Origin of the sequence: Kribbella catacumbae DSM 19601, from assembly GCF_000372465.1 — a bacterium.
Classification (GTDB): Bacteria; Actinomycetota; Actinomycetes; order Propionibacteriales; family Kribbellaceae; genus Kribbella; species Kribbella catacumbae.
The window spans coordinates 84827-100334 of the sequence record NZ_AQUZ01000002.1 but is presented as its reverse complement, the minus strand read 5'-3'; the positions used below and the strand labels follow the sequence as shown (position 1 = coordinate 100334).

Annotated in this window: 17 protein-coding genes; 7 read left to right on the top strand and 10 right to left on the bottom strand. The window is 66.1% G+C overall.

Annotated features, from left to right (window positions below; all coding sequences use genetic code 11):
* Positions 1-263 precede the first annotated feature (263 nt).
* The 3 genes from A3ES_RS0102640 (at position 264) to A3ES_RS0102630 (ending at position 3362) form a co-directional block, all read left to right on the top strand.
* Complete coding sequence (locus A3ES_RS0102640; protein ID WP_420323121.1) at positions 264-1361, top strand: tyrosine-type recombinase/integrase; 1098 nt, start codon at positions 264-266, stop codon at positions 1359-1361.
* A complete protein-coding gene (locus A3ES_RS0102635) occupies positions 1358-1693 on the top strand; it encodes a helix-turn-helix domain-containing protein (protein ID WP_020385220.1) in 336 nt (111 codons plus the stop codon). Before A3ES_RS0102640 ends, A3ES_RS0102635 begins: the two co-directional genes overlap by 4 nt.
* A 418-nt stretch (positions 1694-2111) precedes the next feature.
* Positions 2112-3362 (top strand): site-specific integrase, encoded by a 1251-nt coding sequence (locus A3ES_RS0102630; RefSeq protein ID WP_157630284.1) that lies wholly within the window; start codon positions 2112-2114, stop codon positions 3360-3362.
* Positions 3363-3367: 5 nt separating this feature from the next.
* Here A3ES_RS0102630 and A3ES_RS0102625 read toward each other — a convergent pair whose 3' ends face one another.
* The 3 genes from A3ES_RS0102625 to A3ES_RS45995 form a co-directional block, all read right to left on the bottom strand.
* The gene (locus A3ES_RS0102625; protein ID WP_020385218.1) at positions 3368-4288 is read right to left on the bottom strand and encodes a ferritin family protein; all 921 of its coding nucleotides are present in this window, start codon (positions 4286-4288) and stop codon (positions 3368-3370) included.
* Positions 4289-4515: 227 nt separating this feature from the next.
* Positions 4516-4836, bottom strand: coding sequence for a sec-independent translocase (locus A3ES_RS0102620; protein WP_020385217.1), 321 nt, complete (start codon positions 4834-4836; stop codon positions 4516-4518).
* 1 nt (position 4837) lies between these two features.
* Entirely contained in the window at positions 4838-5050 is a 213-nt protein-coding gene (locus A3ES_RS45995; RefSeq protein WP_020385216.1) for a twin-arginine translocase TatA/TatE family subunit, read from the bottom strand.
* 160 nt (positions 5051-5210) lie between these two features.
* On the opposite strand from A3ES_RS45995, the gene A3ES_RS53390 reads away from it, so the two are divergent.
* The 3 genes from A3ES_RS53390 (at position 5211) to A3ES_RS0102600 (ending at position 7297) form a co-directional block, all read left to right on the top strand.
* Positions 5211-5924: a class E sortase gene (locus A3ES_RS53390; protein WP_157630283.1), complete on the top strand. Its 714-nt coding sequence runs from the start codon at positions 5211-5213 to the stop codon at positions 5922-5924.
* Between the two features lie 68 nt (positions 5925-5992).
* The gene (locus tag A3ES_RS0102605; protein ID WP_020385214.1) at positions 5993-6655 is read left to right on the top strand and encodes a ferritin-like domain-containing protein; all 663 of its coding nucleotides are present in this window, start codon (positions 5993-5995) and stop codon (positions 6653-6655) included.
* Positions 6656-6667: 12 nt separating this feature from the next.
* On the top strand, positions 6668-7297 hold the full coding sequence (locus A3ES_RS0102600; protein WP_020385213.1) for a ferritin-like domain-containing protein: 630 nt from the start codon (positions 6668-6670) through the stop codon (positions 7295-7297).
* A 51-nt stretch (positions 7298-7348) separates the two neighbouring features.
* Here A3ES_RS0102600 and A3ES_RS0102595 read toward each other — a convergent pair whose 3' ends face one another.
* The 4 genes from A3ES_RS0102595 to A3ES_RS0102580 all read right to left on the bottom strand — a co-directional run bounded on the left by A3ES_RS0102595 (position 7349) and on the right by A3ES_RS0102580 (position 10813).
* On the bottom strand, positions 7349-8008 hold the full coding sequence (locus tag A3ES_RS0102595; protein WP_020385212.1) for an anti-sigma factor family protein: 660 nt from the start codon (positions 8006-8008) through the stop codon (positions 7349-7351).
* Positions 8005-8562, bottom strand: a complete 558-nt coding sequence (locus A3ES_RS0102590) for a sigma-70 family RNA polymerase sigma factor (RefSeq protein WP_020385211.1) — start codon at positions 8560-8562, stop codon at positions 8005-8007. The genes A3ES_RS0102595 and A3ES_RS0102590 overlap by 4 nt, the downstream gene beginning before the upstream one ends.
* 55 nt (positions 8563-8617) lie before the next feature.
* On the bottom strand, positions 8618-9496 hold the full coding sequence (locus tag A3ES_RS0102585) for a DUF4394 domain-containing protein (RefSeq protein WP_020385210.1): 879 nt from the start codon (positions 9494-9496) through the stop codon (positions 8618-8620).
* Between the two features lie 81 nt (positions 9497-9577).
* Complete coding sequence (locus A3ES_RS0102580) at positions 9578-10813, bottom strand: Nramp family divalent metal transporter (protein WP_026162499.1); 1236 nt, start codon at positions 10811-10813, stop codon at positions 9578-9580.
* A 599-nt stretch (positions 10814-11412) separates the two neighbouring features.
* Between A3ES_RS0102580 and A3ES_RS0102575 the strand changes: the two genes are divergently transcribed.
* Complete coding sequence (locus A3ES_RS0102575) at positions 11413-12402, top strand: ferritin-like domain-containing protein (protein WP_026162498.1); 990 nt, start codon at positions 11413-11415, stop codon at positions 12400-12402.
* Between the two features lie 214 nt (positions 12403-12616).
* Here the strand turns inward: A3ES_RS0102575 and A3ES_RS50925 are convergent, their stop codons facing one another.
* The 3 genes from A3ES_RS50925 to sigK form a co-directional block, all read right to left on the bottom strand.
* A complete protein-coding gene (locus A3ES_RS50925) occupies positions 12617-13402 on the bottom strand; it encodes a GAF and ANTAR domain-containing protein (RefSeq protein WP_237744837.1) in 786 nt (261 codons plus the stop codon).
* A 590-nt stretch (positions 13403-13992) separates the two neighbouring features.
* Complete coding sequence (locus A3ES_RS0102565) at positions 13993-14736, bottom strand: anti-sigma factor (protein ID WP_020385206.1); 744 nt, start codon at positions 14734-14736, stop codon at positions 13993-13995.
* A 7-nt stretch (positions 14737-14743) separates the two neighbouring features.
* Complete coding sequence (gene sigK / locus A3ES_RS0102560) at positions 14744-15328, bottom strand: ECF RNA polymerase sigma factor SigK (RefSeq protein WP_020385205.1); 585 nt, start codon at positions 15326-15328, stop codon at positions 14744-14746.
* Positions 15329-15508 lie beyond the last annotated feature (180 nt).

The window sequence follows — 15508 nt, the reverse complement described above, 5'->3', positions numbered from 1 at the left end:
CAGCCGACCTGCTGGAGGCGACCGCAGCTATGCATGGCTGTCACTCGTGGAGTGCGTCCTCCGCGGTCAGGATCTTGCGGTAGGAGCTAGTCCAATATCCCGTGGGTTTCTCGAGTCCGGAGTTGAAGCTCGTTGCGGCCGCGTAGCTGTGACCTGGCGTGTTGCCTTGCCTCTGACCATGGCACCTCGACATGATGCAGCTTCAGTAATTCTGAAGAAGCATCGGCAGCAATGACAAATTCCTGCCTCGAGTGAAGTCGAAGGTGGGGGACTTGAGCCTGGCTGTGGTTCGTGACCTGCGGGATCGCCGTGGTTTGGCTGGGCCGGAGGAGCTGGCTGGCTACGAGACCGATGTCCTGGCTGGGTTCGTGTTGGCGCGAGCGTCTGCGGGGTTGCTGGATTCATCGATCCAGGCCGACGTCGCCCGGCTGGAGCATGTTCGGGCATGGTTTGGTCGTCCGCTGTGGGAGATGGAGCCGGCTGACGCCGACGCCTACTTCGGGCGGGTCCTGCGCAGCAGCCCGAAGACGACCCGGGCCAGCCGGGCCAGCTCGTTGAGCGTGTTCTTCGAGTATCTCGAGCTGCGACACAAGGTCGAGATCCATCAGCTGACAGGGCGGATGGTCGAGTGCCCGCTGGACGAGCTGAACCGGCCGCGAGCGGTCACCGCGGCCTCGTTGCGGATACCGCCGACCGAGCTGGAGCTGGAAGCGCTGTTCGGGGGCTGGCGCGACGAACTTGCCGGGTGCCGAAAGTTCGCTCCGGTGGCACGAGACTTCGCCGCATCCCGGTTGATGTCGAAGGTTGGTCTGCGTGTCAACGAGGTCCGCTGTCTGGATCTGGCCGATGTGCGCTGGGACCTGGGCCGATTCGGCAAGCTGCACGTTCGCTGGGGCAAAGGCAGCCGAGGCAGCGGGCCCAGGGAGCGGCTGGTGCCATTGATCAACGGCGCCGACCGTACATTGCGCTGGTTCATCGAGGACGTCTGGGGCCAGTTCGATGACGATCACCTGCGGCCTGGTGCGCCGCTCTTTCCGTCCGAACGCAAGAACCTCGACGGGAGCTGTGCGCGGGTGGGTGACGATGCACTGCGGCGCGGTCTGGTCAAGGCGACGGCGGCACACCTGCCGGCCTGGGCGGGCAAGCTCACTCCACATGTACTGAGGCATTTCTGCGCGAGCCAGCTCTACCTGTCGGGGATGGATCTGCTCGCAATCCAAGAGCTACTCGGTCACTCCTGGATCCTCACCACGATGCGTTACGTCCACGTCCACCGAACCCGGATCGAGGACGCCTGGATCGCTGGCAGCCAGCGGGCCGCCGATCGACTGAACGGACTCCAGGAAGGAACACTGTCATGAAGTGGAATCTGCGGCTCGCCGCTGCCAATCGCAGCATCTGGAAGGCCAGCGAGTTGCAGCGGATGCTCGCAGATCACGGCCTGGTTATCTCCGCGGGCAAGATGTCGAACCTGTGGTCCGGTCAGCCTGCAAGTATCAAACTCGACGACCTAGACGTGATCTGCGCCGTGCTGCAATGCCCGGTCAACGAACTGCTACTCCCCGAGCCCGACAAGGTCATCGCGCAATCAGACGACGCAGAGAAGCCGTCTGCGCAGGCATCCGGACATGGCGGCGCGTCGCCAGCCATAACACCCAAGCGCCGCGACGGACGATCCCTACCACCACTCTGACGGGGATCCGAAGGGCGACTTGAGGTTGACCAGAAAACCACCGTCGAGCTGCGTGGACTGCTTCGCCTGGGGGCGATTACCAGGCCGCCGGTGCAGCCCGTGCCATCGCTTCAGCTTCTACCATCCCGTTGGGGTCTGCGGCGGTTGCGCGCGCACGATCGCGCTCAGCAAGGGCTTTTGCCGATTGTGCTGGGTATGTGCCAGCGACCGGATGCGGGGCACACCACACTGGGGCTTGACTCCACACATGACCGACACCCGCTACCACCAACTGTTCTTCGCGCACATGCAGCGCCCCCGCAAAACCGACCCAAAGCCCTCACGGCCAGCCGACCGGCGAACGTATGGTCAGCGGCTCCCGCCGCTGACCATACCGAGCCGCCACTGTATCGGGGGTACGCAGCTGCGGTTGTTCGACATGGCTCGCGATTACACCCGAGCCGTACTGCCAGAGCGAGTCGATCGGCGCTACTTCCACTTCGAGTCCGACAACCCTTGGCTGAACTGGGCCTTCCACACAGCTCAGGATCTCGCCGAGCGCCGCGGCTGGTCACCGCTGGCGCTCCGCGAGGTCAACGTCGGTCTCGTGATCGTGCTGTCAACCAACAAGCACGGCGAGGCTGTTCGGCACAGCGAGCTCTTCCCGGCTCTGCGGTCTCGCCGGATCCCGGTCGAACGCACGACCGCCGTGCTCGCTGCGATCGGGCTCCTGGACGACGATCGAGTCCCCACGCAGGACCGCTGGCTCGAGCGCAAGGTCGCGTTACTCGCCCCCGGAATCCGCGACGACGTCACGGCCTGGCACCTACGGCTGCGCGACGGTGGACCACGCAGCCGCCCACGCGCCCCAGAGTCCGTGCGCAGCTACCTCCGCACCCTGCTGCCGGCTCTTACCGCATGGTCTCAGCGCTACTCCCACCTACGCGAAGTCTCCACCGAAGACCTCCTCGACCTCTTCAACGGCGCCGACGGCACCAGCCCGCTCCAGGGCAACAAGCAAGGTCGGACCCGTACCGCGCTGCGTTCCCTGTTCGGCCATTGCAAACGCACCGGCACCATCTTCCGAGATCCCACCACCAAGCTCCCCAAAGGCATCTGGAGCTACCGAACCCTCATCCCGCTGCAGCCCGACGACATCACCGACGCCGTCTCCAAGGTCAACGACACCAGCACCCCGCTACCGCGACTCGTTCTCACCCTCGCCGCGGTCCACGCCGCCCGCACCGGCGACATCCGCACCCTCCAGCTCGACAACGTCGACCTCGGCAACCGGCGGATCACCATCGCAGGTCTCACACGTCCCGTCGACGACCTCACCTACCAGGCCATCAGGGACTGGCTCGACTACCGGACCAAGCTGTGGCCACGCAGCACCAACCCGCACCTGATCATCAGCCGCCAAACGGCCATGAAAACGAGCCCGGTCACGTCCAGCTGGCTCAACCAGCCCGTCCGGGGACTCACCGCCACGATTGAACGACTTCGCCAAGACAGACAGCTCGACGAAGCGCTCGTCCGCGGCTTCGACCCACTCCACCTAGCAGCCGTCTTCGGCGTCACTGCGCCCACCGCCATCCGCTACGCCGCCGCTGCTCGCGAGCTACTGCAAGCCGAAAGTGCGGACGCCGAGGCGGCCGACACTGCCTGTGAAGGTTCTGACGGTGTTTGAAGATCTCAGCGGAGAAGCGTGAACAACCGACGTAGGCGGTTGCTTTTAGTCAGTCCGTTTGCGCGAGCAGCTGCTGAATGCGGCCGCCGATGTGGCCTCGGGCTGGGTTCGGCTGTGCTGAGTCCGGACGGGTGCTCGATGATGCCGTAGCGGTGTAGTTCCCGTTCGACCAGGTGCAGGCCCCGAAGACCTGGGAGGGTATCGATTTTGGTGTCGATCTTGCGCGCCTGGACCAGACCGTCGGCGCCGCCGAACAGGTAGGTCAGTAGATGGCGTACGTCGCCGGCGGGCATCACGCCGGAGCCGACGATGCCCCATTTGTGTTTCAGGGCGAAGCGGGTGATGCGCTGGGCGCGGGGATTGTTCTCCAGGCGGGCGCGGGCCTGGCTGTTGTAGAAGGAGATGTGGCGGGTCTCTTGCTTGGCGATGCGGCGCAGGATCTCGGTCAGCATCGGGCTGTCTTCGACCTCGATGAAGCGGGAGTAGCCGGCGTGGGTGCACCACTCGTTGATCGCGCCCCAGGTCATGTGCGTCGCCACGAAATCGGCGCCCAGCACGTTCGCGATCACCGATTGGACGATCGGTGAGATCCGGTCCTGCCAGCCGAGTCGCTTGCGCAGGGCCCGGGTGTGCTCGGGGCCGGTCGGTACGCCGTGGACCGCGAGCACGTCGTCGAGCACCTCTCCGTGCCAGTATTCCTCCCAGTTCCACATCGTGAGGAAGGTGGTGACCTCGGGGTCGGTGTGCGAGGGCGTGACGAGTAGGTCCCGCAGGTAGCAGACGGTGTGCGTCTCGACATCGCTCATGTAGCGCAGGCAGCGCAGCGCATCGGGCGACAGCGGAGCGCTGCGAAACTCGTCCAGGTCCAGATCGTCCCACCGCAATGCTTGAGCGGTGGCCGCGTAGGTGGCGACGTCAAAGGTCATGCCTGGTGTTCGGGACAGGGCAGGCAGTGGATCGGTGCGACCCATACCCACGGAAATCACCACCGGTCTCGCCTATCCGCAGCCAAAGACGCTCCGAACGACAAGGTGCCACCCATCGGGATAGCGGTAGAAACGTCACCAGCCGCAGCGACCGGTAGCCGGCGGCGGCTGTCCGCTTCGCCGTAAGGTGCGCCGGACGCGGGTCGCCCGCTGTACGACGGGTAGGTCTAGGTCGCTTCGTTGTCGTAGGGCGGCAGCGATACGACCGGCCAGGCTTCTCGTGCCACCTTCGTGGTGGCCTCGTCGTCGAGACCGTCGAAGAGGTGTTTGCGCACGAAGGTGTGCGGGTCGAGTTCTCTCGTCTCGAGGTCGGCGAACTGCGGTCCGAGTTCCTCGCGGAGATCCATTTGTGCGTTGGCGACAATGCCCCGCGCCTGGTTGAGCAGGCGCGCCGCGGTACGGACGAACTCTGGGAGCCTATCGGGGCCGAAGGCAAGGATTGCGATCAGGCCGATCACCAGCATCTCGGGCAACCCGATGCCGAACATGTCAGGACTCCGGACCGCGCTCCACCAGGCGTGTTTTTGCAGCGAGCTCGGCGTCCGCCTTGTCTCGCGGACCGATTTCTTCTTCCCAGATCTTCTTCGATTTTCCGAGTTGCTTGACGAGGGCCGGGAGTTTGGCGGAGCCGAAGAGCAGCACCACGATGCCGAGGATGATGAGCCATTCGGCCCCTTGCGGCATCCCGAGCAGTGTCAGCATGTCGACTCCATTTCCTTGATCAACGGTCACTCGGAATTCGGTGCCCTCTGGCGTGGGGATGGGTCAGCCGCCGGACGAATACTGCCGCGTCACCTATCCGCAGACCGGTTGCCTCCGAACCATCGCTGATGCACCGCTTCGTGAGGAGATGGTCAGCGGTATGAAGACCTGGAAACCGATTTATCGGTGGCTGGCGGCAAGTACCGGCTTCGCGGCTCTTGTCGCAGCCGGCGTGGTGATCTTCGGGCCGGACGGCGAGCAAGCGAGTTCGGCCGGTAGTACGCAGAGCGTGATCACGCCATTGGCGAAGCCCTCCGTGGCCGCAACTGGTGGCCCGGAACCGGACGCGTTGGTGAACCGAATGCTCGACCAGCTTCGCAACGGTGAGCCGGTCGAGTCGCAGATCGCACCGGGCGAGGAGAATCCGGCGGCCGGTGTACCGATCGAGGCTATCAAGGCCAAGGCTGGTGAGCAGTTACGGCTCGGCCGGCTCGCGATTCCCCGGTTGGAACTCGATGACGAGCTGAACAACGGCGTCGATGAGGCTGCACTGGTCAAGGGTGTCGGACACTGGCCAGGTACGCCGCTGCCCGGCGTCGCGGGGAACTCTGTCATCAGCGGCCATCGCAGTACGAACGAGAAGCCGTTCCTGCATCTCGACAAGCTCCGCCCCGGTGATCCGATCAAGGTCACCGTCGGCGCGAAAAGCACGACGTACAAGGTCTTCAAGACCACGATCGTGCCGGAGTCGCAGTACGTGAAGTTCGTACTGCGTCAGCCCACCAAGGCGAGCGACAGGGTTCTCACCCTGTTCGCCTGCAATCCCCTCACTGCCCACTACCAGCGCATCGTCGTGCAGGCGCGCGCCGGCTGAGGAGGTCGATAGTTCCCCTGAACCCAGCACGAACCTGATGCACACCTTCGCAAGCTTCAAGGAGAGTCATGGGTATCAAGGCAATCTTCGGGGGCCGTCCGGTCCTCGAGTTCGCAGACGAGAACAGCCGGCGCAGCTTCCTGCGCAACGCCGCACTGGTCGGCGTCGGCGTCACGTACGTCGCGACCCGGGTCGGCGACCCGCTGGCATTCGGCACCGCCGATCGTGGCTACGGCGCGAACGACGCGAACGCGAGCGATCTGGACATCCTCAACTACGCGTTGACCCTGGAGTACCTCGAGGCCGCCTTCTACACGGCCGGCCTGAAGGCGAACCTCCTGAAGGGTCGCGAGCTCGAGCTGGTCGACCCGATCCAGCAGCACGAAGCCGACCACGTCAAGGCTGTCCGCACCACGATCACCGACCTCGGCGGCAAGGCGGTCGCACAGCCGAAGGTGAAGTTCCCGGCCGGCACGTTCTCCAACCGGGCCAACTTCCTGAAACTGGCCGGAACCTTCGAGGAACTCGGCGTGAAGGCCTACCACGGGCAGGTCACGCTGGTGAAGAGCCCTGAGATCCTGGGCGCCGCTGCCTCCATTGCCGGAGTCGAGTCCCGGCACGCCGCAATCATCGCCCAGATCACCGGCGGGAACCCGTTCCCAGCGCCGATCGAGGCCAATCTCCCGATGGGGCCGGTCCTCAAGGCCGCCATGCCCTTTCTGGCAAAGTAGGAGGAACAGCTGATGACAGACACGACAGCAGACCTGATCCACGGCAACGCCTCCGCGGTTCCGGCCGGGGTCGCGATCGGCGCCCTGAACAACGGATTCGCGCTCGCCAGTGCAAAGGACTTCAGGAACGACATCGAGGTGCTGAACTACGCGCTCGCGCTGGAGTACCTGGAGGCGGAGTTCTACCGCCAGGGCAACAAGGCCGATCTGGTCAAAGGCAAGGAGAAGCAGTACCTGATGCAGATCGGCGCGGACGAGGCCTCGCACGTTGCGACGCTGACGGCGACGATCCAGAAGCTCGGCGGTACGCCGATCGGCGCGCCGGCGGTCGACTTCGGCGGTGCCTTCGAGAACCGGAAGAGCTACCTGACCACGGCACACGTCTTCGAGAACAAGGGTGTCGGCGCCTATCTCGGGGCGGCAGGGTTCGTGAAGGACAAGATGATCCTGCAGGCCGCGGCCGGCATCTTCGGTGTCGAGGCCAGGCATGCTGCGGTCGTCGGCAACCTGCTCGGCCTGAAGGCTGAGGGCGGCGTGTATCAGGGCTCGTTCGAGAAGGGCATCGCCAAAGCCGACGTGCTGACGGCGGTCGCGCCGTTCCTCGTCGACCCGAACAAGGTGGTTGCCGCGATCACCTACTGACCCGAACACAGAGCGGGCCGGCCTTCCCTGAGGGAGACCGGCCCGCTCTGTTCAGACCTGGCCTCTGAGCACGACCTGGTCTGTTTCGTCGCGGACCTCGAAGGATTGGGCCTCGGCCCGCAGTACGGACGAGTTCAGGTTGCACAGCATGGGCTTGGTACCGGTACCGATGAACTCCCCCGCCGCTGCGATCCGGCCGTCGACGCCGACTACGGTCACGTGGTAGCGCTGGCCGGCGACGAAGCCCGTACCGGCCAGCTTGATCTCCATGCCCCAGGTGTGCGGAACCACCTGCGCCGTAGACCGTACGCCGGCCGCCACCGTGGTCACCTGGACCGGTTCGAGCGGGATCTTCGGTGGATCGGGAGCAAGCGCGTAGCCCAACCCGGTACCGGCCGCGCCGATCACCAGGACGGCCGCTGCCGTCACCAGCCGCCTGCGCCAAGGATGGATCCGCCTGGGCTCGGCCCTCACGGCAGCGAGAACGGACTCTTCGAGCCAGTACGGCGGCGCGGCCGGGAGCCGGTCCAAACGAGCAGGGTCCACCAGCTCGAGTGCGTCGGCCAGTGGCTCGATCGTCGCCAGTTCGGCACGGCAGGTCGCGCAGCCGTCGAGATGGGCCTGTACTGCGGTGTGCTCGGTCTCAGTCAACTGGCCGAGAGCAAAGGCGCCCAGCAATTCGCGCAGCCGGCGATGCTCTTCGCTGTTCACAGTTCAACTCCCATCTCGTCCATCGCCAGGCGCAGCGCCTTCAGCCCGTAGAAGACCCTGCTGCGCAACGTACCGACCGGAACGCCCTGCTCGGCCGCGACCTCGGCGTACGGGCGGCCGCGCAGGTAGGTCTCGACCAGGGCCGAACGCGCCTCGGGCCTGACCCGTTGCAAGGCCTCCTCGACCAGCCAGCTCAGCACCGCCTTGTCGTCGGCGTTGTCCGTGACCGGACCGAGCTCGGTCAACAGATCCGGCGGCTGCGGTGTCACCGGCCGGGCAGCGCGGCGGCGCGTCTCGTCGACCACGAGATTGCGGGCGATGGCGAACAGCCAGACCCGCAGACTCGCGACCGACGGATCGAAGCGATCAGCCGCTCGCCACGCCCGGACGAAGGTCTCTTGTACGACGTCGGTCGCGGCGCCTTCGTCGTCGAGCTGCCGCAGCGCGAACCGGTACAGCTCGGCACCGTGTTCGGAGTACGCCGCCCCGATGCCGTCGTCACGGCTGAGGTCGTGCTCGGTCCGCAGCGGTCGCCGTGGCGGTGATCCTGGCACTGATCGTCTCCTCGCGCAGGCAGGGGCCGCCGGGATGTCCCGGCGGCCCGTGAAGTCAGCGAGCGGCGTAGGTGAGTCCCACGACCTCGCCCAGCCCGAGCGCCAGCAAGGGCGTGGTCCGGCCGGTCCGCAGGTCGACCCGGACCAGCTTCGAGCCGCCGTACAGGCCGTAGTCGCCTTGTACTGCGGCGATGGCGTCGTAGTCGCGCGGGTTGTACGAGCCGGCCTGGCGACCCTTGCCCTTGATGTCGAAGCCGTTGACTGCCGAGATGTCCTTACCGAGGCGGCCGACGGTGAACAGCTGCCCGGTGTTCGGCGACACAGCAGGCGTCGTCCCCGGCAGGGTGCCCTGGGTGACCAGCGTGTCGCGGCGAGCGTCGAGACCGTACAAGCCGGTGGTCGTCGCGCCGGCGAAGCTGTCCGTGTAGGCCGCCGCCGCGACCTTGGGTGCCGAACCACCCGCGGCGTAGGCAAGCGTGCCGTCGACCGCCGCGACCGCGCCGGTGTCGGGATGCAGCCTGAGGTTGCGGCCGCTGCTCGCGACCAGTCTGATCCGGTCCACCGTGGGGTTGAAGTCGAAGCCGACCGTGCTGCCCACCGCGCCGGCGGCCGCAGTACCGACTGCTGAGGCGCGACCTGACCTGATGTCCAGCGTGTACAGCTGCCCGGACTTGGCGATCGCGTAGAGCTGTCCGGTGGCCGGGCGGACGTCGATGCCCACCAGGCGGTCGTGCGCCTTGAGACCGCGGACCTTGACCCGGTGCTCGGCCAGCAACGGCCGCTGCGAATCCCTGATGCTCAAGGTCCCGTTGCTTTCGAGCAGGTAGATGTCGGGGGCCGCACCACGACCGGTTGCCGACGCGGCCGGTACTGCGGTCAGGCCCGCGGTGAGCACGACGCCAAAGGCAACAGCGGCTGCCAACGATCTCTTCATCATCAAGCTCCTCGAATCAGTGATTGATGCGAGTGAGTACGGCGCCGTCCGGCTCCGCGTTCACCAGCTGGTGGAGTTCTTTCAACCGCGCAAGGTGAGGACGATCAGTACGACGTTCAACGTGGTGATCGCCGTCGCCACCAGGCAGGCGATCACGGTGGTCTGCCAGCGGTTGACGAACTCGCCCATCACGGCCTTCGACGCGGTGATGCGAACCAGCGGCCACAATGCGCACGGGATGCCGAAGCTCAACACCACCTGCGAGACCACCAGCGCCCGGCTCGGGTCGATCCCGATGGCGAGGATCACGAGCGCGGGCAGCAGGGTGATCAATCGGCGGACTGCCAGCGGAACGTGGCGCTTCCAGAAGCCCTCCAGGATCACAGATCCGGCGTACGTGCCGACCGATGACGAGGCGAAGCCCGACGCGAGCAGTGCGAGGGCGAACAGCAGTGCGGGCATCCGGCCGAGGTTGTCGCCGAACGCCTGATGTGCTGCCTCCAACGTGTTGGCGCCCGATCCCTGCAGCGCGGCGGCGGCGACCACGACCATGGCCAGGTTGACCGCACCGGCCAGCGCCATCGCGATCCCGACATCCAACCTCGTTGCCTTGAGCACCTGCAGTTTCCCGACCGTCGACCGCAGCGTCTTACCGTGCCGATCGGTGACGAGCGCACCGTGCAGCCAGATCGCGTGCGGCATCACCGTCGCGCCGAGCATGCCCGCGGCCAGGACCAGTGAGTCGGTGCCCTCCAGCCGCGGTACCAGGCCGCCGATGACCGCCGAACCCGACGGATGCGACTGCACCGTCGACACCACGAATCCGATCAGCACCACCGCGAGCAGTCCCACGATCGCTGCCTCGAACGGCCGCTGGCCACGCTTCGACTGGTAGATCAGCAACGCGAACGACACCAGCCCGGTGATCACGCCGCCCAGCAACAGCGGAACTCCGAAGAGCAGATTCAGCGCAATCGCGCCGCCGACGACCTCGGCCAGATCGGTGGCGATCGCGACCAGCTCCGCCTGCGCCCAGAGCCCGGTCGAGGTGGATCGCTTGAACTGTTCCCGACATAGCTGCGGCAAGGTCCGCCCAGTGGCGATGCTGGCCTTGGCCGCGAGGTACTGGACCAGGACGGCCATTAAGTTGGCTCCGACCACCACCCAACAGAGTAGATAGCCGTACGTCGTACCGGCCGCGATATTGGTGGCGAAGTTGCCCGGGTCGACGTAGGCGACCGCAGCAACGAAAGCCGGCCCGAGCAACACCAGACCCGATCGGTTCAGCTGACGTTTTAGTGGAGCCGGTGCATACATGCGCCAGCCTCTCGCTCGACGGGGCGGGACGTGAATCGTTCGGAGCCACCGCATCACCAGATGGGTGTGGCCAGGAAGGAGGCTTCCCCGGCGCTGGTGACCGCTTGAGGTCTGCGCATCGCACGGTCTGGATCCGGCCGTCCCGGTACCGGCCCGGGACGGGGGGACCCTTTCGGGCCAGCACCGGGGGAACCCTCTGGAGGTTGTCTCACTGCCGTCCGTGGCAGCGCACTCAGAACACCGCACGAGCGGCAGTGAGACAGGTGATCGATCGATGTGAGGTAACTGACCGATCAGGGATCAAGTCCGGACACGGGGCGCTGTCCGGATCCGTTCGAAACTGCCCGGATCCGGGCTATGGAGAAAGCATCCCGCAGCAGACATTGCTCCCGGCATTCACTTCGGAACGCTCAGCACTGCGGATAGGTCTGAGGCCTCACGAGTTTCCGGATCGGGCGACACGCGGTCTTGACCGATCCGCTCGCGTCGCCGCACCGAATGAGTCCGGATGGCTGGTCGCCGACAACCGCTCCTTGAGACGGCTCGCTGTGCCCGCCGCGGTCGACCGACCGGGTGGGAACTCGACTCTGGAGACGAACATGTTCGACAAGCTCTTCATCCGCAACGCGATCGACCGAAGTGCGGAGAACGGCGTCGACCGACGCAAGTTCCTCCGAGCCGCCGGTGTCACCACCGTCGGTGCCGGACTGGCCGGCGGCGGCCTGCTCGCCGGCGCAGTCCTCAACCCAGCGGCCGCTGACACCGCAGGTTCTGGACTGGACCTCGGTCTCGGCCACGACAAGGACCCCAACTACGCCAAGCCCAGCGACGGTGCCGTACTGAACTTCGCGCTCAACCTGGAGTACCTCGAGGCGGAGTTCTACCTCCGCGCGGTTCGTGGTTACGGCCTGTCTGCCGCCGAGGTCTACGGCAAGGGCAAGCCGGGCGGGGTCAAGGGCGGCCGCAAGGTCAAGTTCCAGTCCAAGATCGTCAAGGCCTATGCCGAGGAGATCGCCGCCGACGAACTCGCCCACGTGAGGTTCCTGCGTAAGGCTCTGGGTACGGCGGCGGTCGCGCGCCCGGCGATCGACATCGACGCCGCCTTCACCTCAGCAGCACTGGCCGCCGGGCTGATCAAGCCCGGCCAGAAGTTCGATGCCTACGCAGGAGAGAACAACTTCCTGCTCGCCGCCTACGTCTTCGAAGACGTAGGCGTCACCGCCTACAAGGGGGCGGCACCGCTGATCAGCAACAAGACCTACCTCGAAGCGGCAGCGGGCATCCTCGCCGTCGAGGCCTACCACGCGGCCAACATCCGCACCACGCTCGTTTCCCGCGGCCTGGAGGTCCCCTCGGTGGCGATCTCCAACGCACGCGACAGCCTCGACGGCAAAGCGGACCTCGACCAGGGCACGAAGTACAAGGGCAAGACCAACATCGTGCCGACCGACGCCAACGGCATCGCCTTCAGCCGCGGCGCCGACCAGGTCCTCAACGTCGTCTACCTGACTCCGAAGAAGGCCACCAAGGGCGGCTTCTTCCCCGCCGGCGTCAACGGCCAGATCAACACCAGCCGCGCCAACGCCTGACCAACCTCACGGGCCGGCCGCACGGGCGGCCGGCCTCCGCCACCCACGCTCGGCGAGCCGTCCTGCGGCGAGGTCATCGTTGGGTCAAGATGCCGACGACGCGCGGTCTCGTCCGGTGCTCGCTGAGTGCAGATCCGATCACACACCAGTGTCCCGTTCTGCACGGGCTGCCACGGGCGAAGCAGCTCCACCTCGCTGTGGCTGGCGCGGGGGCCTATCGAGATGAGCGGCGCGGTATCGCATCGGGTGACGGCAGTTTGCGGGTGGTGACCAGTTCTAGCGCGACCTCGTTGAGTTTGCGGTTGTTGTCTTGGGAGTAGCGCTTCAGCACCACGAACGCGCGATCAGCGTCGAGGTCGAAACGCTCCATCAGCAATCCCAGCGCCTGCCCGATCAGCCGGTTGCTGGCGATGCCGTCTTGGAGCGTGTCGGCGTTTCGCTGGGCGGCGACGGCCCATTCTTCGGCGTGGTGGCGGGCTTGTTCCTCGAGGGCAATGATGCGCCGGGCGGCCAGGCGCAGTTCCAGTTGGTCCATCACCATGCCGGCCAGGTCGCTCAACGTGGCGATCTGGTCGTCGGTCGCAGTACGGGGTTCGCGGTCGATCACGCACAGCGTGCCGAGATTGTGCCCGTCGTAGGTCGTCAATGGGATGCGCAGGTAGAAGCGCAGCCCCAGCGGCCCGGTAACCAGTGGATTGACCAGTGTTCTGGGGTCGAGTGCGGCATCGGCTACGTGCCAGGGCTCGTCCTGCAGGATCGCGGAGGCGCACAGTCGGGGGTCGCGGTCGATCTGCTCGACATCGTCGAGGCCCTGGCGGGATTTGAACCAGATCCGGTCACGATCGACCAGGCTCACGATCGAGATGGGCACCCGCAGGTACCTGGCCGCCAGCGCGGTCACTCGGTCGAAGGAACCGTCCGGAGGGGTGTCCAGGATGTCGTACCGATGCAGCGCGGCCAGGCGCACGTCGTCCTCGGCCGGCACCAAGGCTTCAGTCACCACAAGCTGTTACCTTATCTTCGGGAGCTCGACAGGCTATGACGCTGCAGCCAGTCGACTTCAGCGTGGACACATCACCTTGCATCCTGCCCGCTGTCAACTCCCGCCATCGGGTCACCGCAGACCGTGACCAAAGCGCGCGCATACCGCGCGGTAGGCGCGCAACCGGCCCATGCACCCTCGGTACCAGCGATTGCCAGGTGGCTTGAAACGGTGGAGCACCGCCCAGCGCCCTGTTCACCCTCAGCTGACCGGCACCCATGTGTTGCCAACAGCAAACAACAGCCTGATGCAGCGACCAGGTCCGAGCGGCGGTGGCGATGAGCAGCCCGTACCGTCGAACCCGGTTGCTTTGCAGACGAGTCGGAGAGTCGCGCGAGCGACTTCGACATTAGCGACTGCTGCGCGGATCGAGGAACTGATCTCAACGCCACCGTGCCGCTCGCTGGCCGAAGCCACCGATCGCGCTGACGCTGAGTGCCTCGTGCTGGCTGCTCAACACGAGGCCTCCGTTGCCCGGGCGGGGCCTGCCCGCTACATCGCTGCGAGCAGCGTTGCAGCACGCCTATGGCTGCGTCTGGGGTGTGGGGTCAGGCCAGTGCGAGGATCGCGGCGGCGGGCATCGTTGGTTTTGCTGATCCGCCGGCCGGCTCCACGGTGAGACCGAAGGCGACTTTGCCGGTCACACCGCTAGCGATGATCGTGGTCTGGTCGTGTGTCGCGTGGCCTGCGAGCCCGATGGAGTGTGCTGTCTTGGAAGGGTCGATGAGCCACAGCTGGTACGTCTGGTCAGCCGGCAGCTGCCGCAGGTCGCGCAGGACGACGATCGCGGCGTCTTTGCGGTTCGAGGCGACCACGGTCGCCTGCCCGCCTCCGGTGACGGCGCCGTGAACTGTCCGGGCATCGGGCTCGGCCAGTACTGCGGCGATCTGGTCGTTCCTCTGCTGGGTGGCGGTGTTGCTTCGGTACTGATCGATGGCGATACCGCCGCTGGTCGCGACCGCCAGTGCCGCGGCGGCCAGGGCCAGCGCGGAACGCCGGGTGAACCGGCGCGGCTGCAAGACCGTGACGGGTGCACCGGCCGCCGGTTCGAGGTCCAGCGGTGGGAGCTGCTGGACCTGGCTGATCGCTGCCATCACGTCGGCCTTGAGCTTCGGCGGCGGAGCCATCGCCACCTCGGCTGACAGCTTGGTGGTTGCTTCGCGCAACTCGGCGACCTCGACGATGCATTCGGGGCAGCCGGCCAGGTGCTGCTCGAACGCGGCCTGCTCGTCGGGGCCCAGAGCGTCCAGCACGTACGGGCCGGTGAGGGTATGGAATTCAGTCGATGACATCGGGTCGTTACCTCTCCGCGGTTCCGAGACAGTCGCGGAGCCGAAGCAGGCCGTCACGCATTCTCGCCTTGATGGTGGGCAGTTTGGCGTCCAGCAGGGTCGCTACCTCGGTGTAGGTGTTGCCGCCGTAGTACGCCAACGTGATCGATTCGCGCTGCAGCTCTGTCAGCGAACCAAGACAGTGGCGGACCCGCTCGGCGTCGAGCTGCCCGATGACGGTGTCGGTGACCTGGTCGAAGTCGGTCTCGATCGACTGCACCGCGACGGCGTGGTCGCGGTTGGTGGAGGCTTGTTCGGCCCTGACCCGGTCGATCGCGCGGCGGTGCGCCATGGTCAGGATCCACGAGGTCACCGTGCCGCGGGTCGCGTCGTAGCGTGATGCGAGGCGCCACACCTCGATCATCACTTCCTGGGTGACCTCTTCGGACTGGGCCGGATTGCGCAGCACGCGCCGGACCAGCCCGTAGACCCGAGGGCTGACCAGGTCGAAAAGCTGGGAGTAGGCGGCGGTGTCGCCGCGCGCTACCAGGGTCATCAGTTCGCTGTCGAGGGCGCCCGACCGCTGCTCTTGTGGGCCAGCAGGCCAGGGCACTGCTGTGGGCTCGGTCACTGTCAATCTCTCTGCTCGACGAAAACTGTGAGCGGTGGCTGATTTCTATCACGGCGCGAGCTGGACTCCATCCGGCCACTCAGACGTCGGCTGCGCTCAGACCAGCAGGGCGCTGGCTCGAGCGCGAACGGACCGGCGGGCGTGGCCCCTGTGACCACTCCC

What these genes read in the sequence shown, in the direction of transcription:
- A3ES_RS0102580 (WP_026162499.1), bottom strand. Translation starts at nt 10,813, where the DNA reads ATGTATGCACCGGCTCCACTAAAACGTCAGCTGAACCGATCGGGTCTG.
- A3ES_RS0102630 (WP_157630284.1), top strand. Translation starts at nt 2,112, where the DNA reads ATGGCTCGCGATTACACCCGAGCCGTACTGCCAGAGCGAGTCGATCGG.
- A3ES_RS0102635 (WP_020385220.1), top strand. Translation starts at nt 1,358, where the DNA reads ATGAAGTGGAATCTGCGGCTCGCCGCTGCCAATCGCAGCATCTGGAAG.
- A3ES_RS45995 (WP_020385216.1), bottom strand. Translation starts at nt 5,050, where the DNA reads ATGCTGACACTGCTCGGGATGCCGCAAGGGGCCGAATGGCTCATCATC.
- A3ES_RS0102620 (WP_020385217.1), bottom strand. Translation starts at nt 4,836, where the DNA reads ATGTTCGGCATCGGGTTGCCCGAGATGCTGGTGATCGGCCTGATCGCA.
- A3ES_RS0102600 (WP_020385213.1), top strand. Translation starts at nt 6,668, where the DNA reads ATGACAGACACGACAGCAGACCTGATCCACGGCAACGCCTCCGCGGTT.
- A3ES_RS53390 (WP_157630283.1), top strand. Translation starts at nt 5,211, where the DNA reads ATGAAGACCTGGAAACCGATTTATCGGTGGCTGGCGGCAAGTACCGGC.
- A3ES_RS0102585 (WP_020385210.1), bottom strand. Translation starts at nt 9,496, where the DNA reads ATGAAGAGATCGTTGGCAGCCGCTGTTGCCTTTGGCGTCGTGCTCACC.
- A3ES_RS0102565 (WP_020385206.1), bottom strand. Translation starts at nt 14,736, where the DNA reads ATGTCATCGACTGAATTCCATACCCTCACCGGCCCGTACGTGCTGGAC.
- A3ES_RS0102575 (WP_026162498.1), top strand. Translation starts at nt 11,413, where the DNA reads ATGTTCGACAAGCTCTTCATCCGCAACGCGATCGACCGAAGTGCGGAG.
- A3ES_RS0102605 (WP_020385214.1), top strand. Translation starts at nt 5,993, where the DNA reads ATGGGTATCAAGGCAATCTTCGGGGGCCGTCCGGTCCTCGAGTTCGCA.
- A3ES_RS0102625 (WP_020385218.1), bottom strand. Translation starts at nt 4,288, where the DNA reads ATGACCTTTGACGTCGCCACCTACGCGGCCACCGCTCAAGCATTGCGG.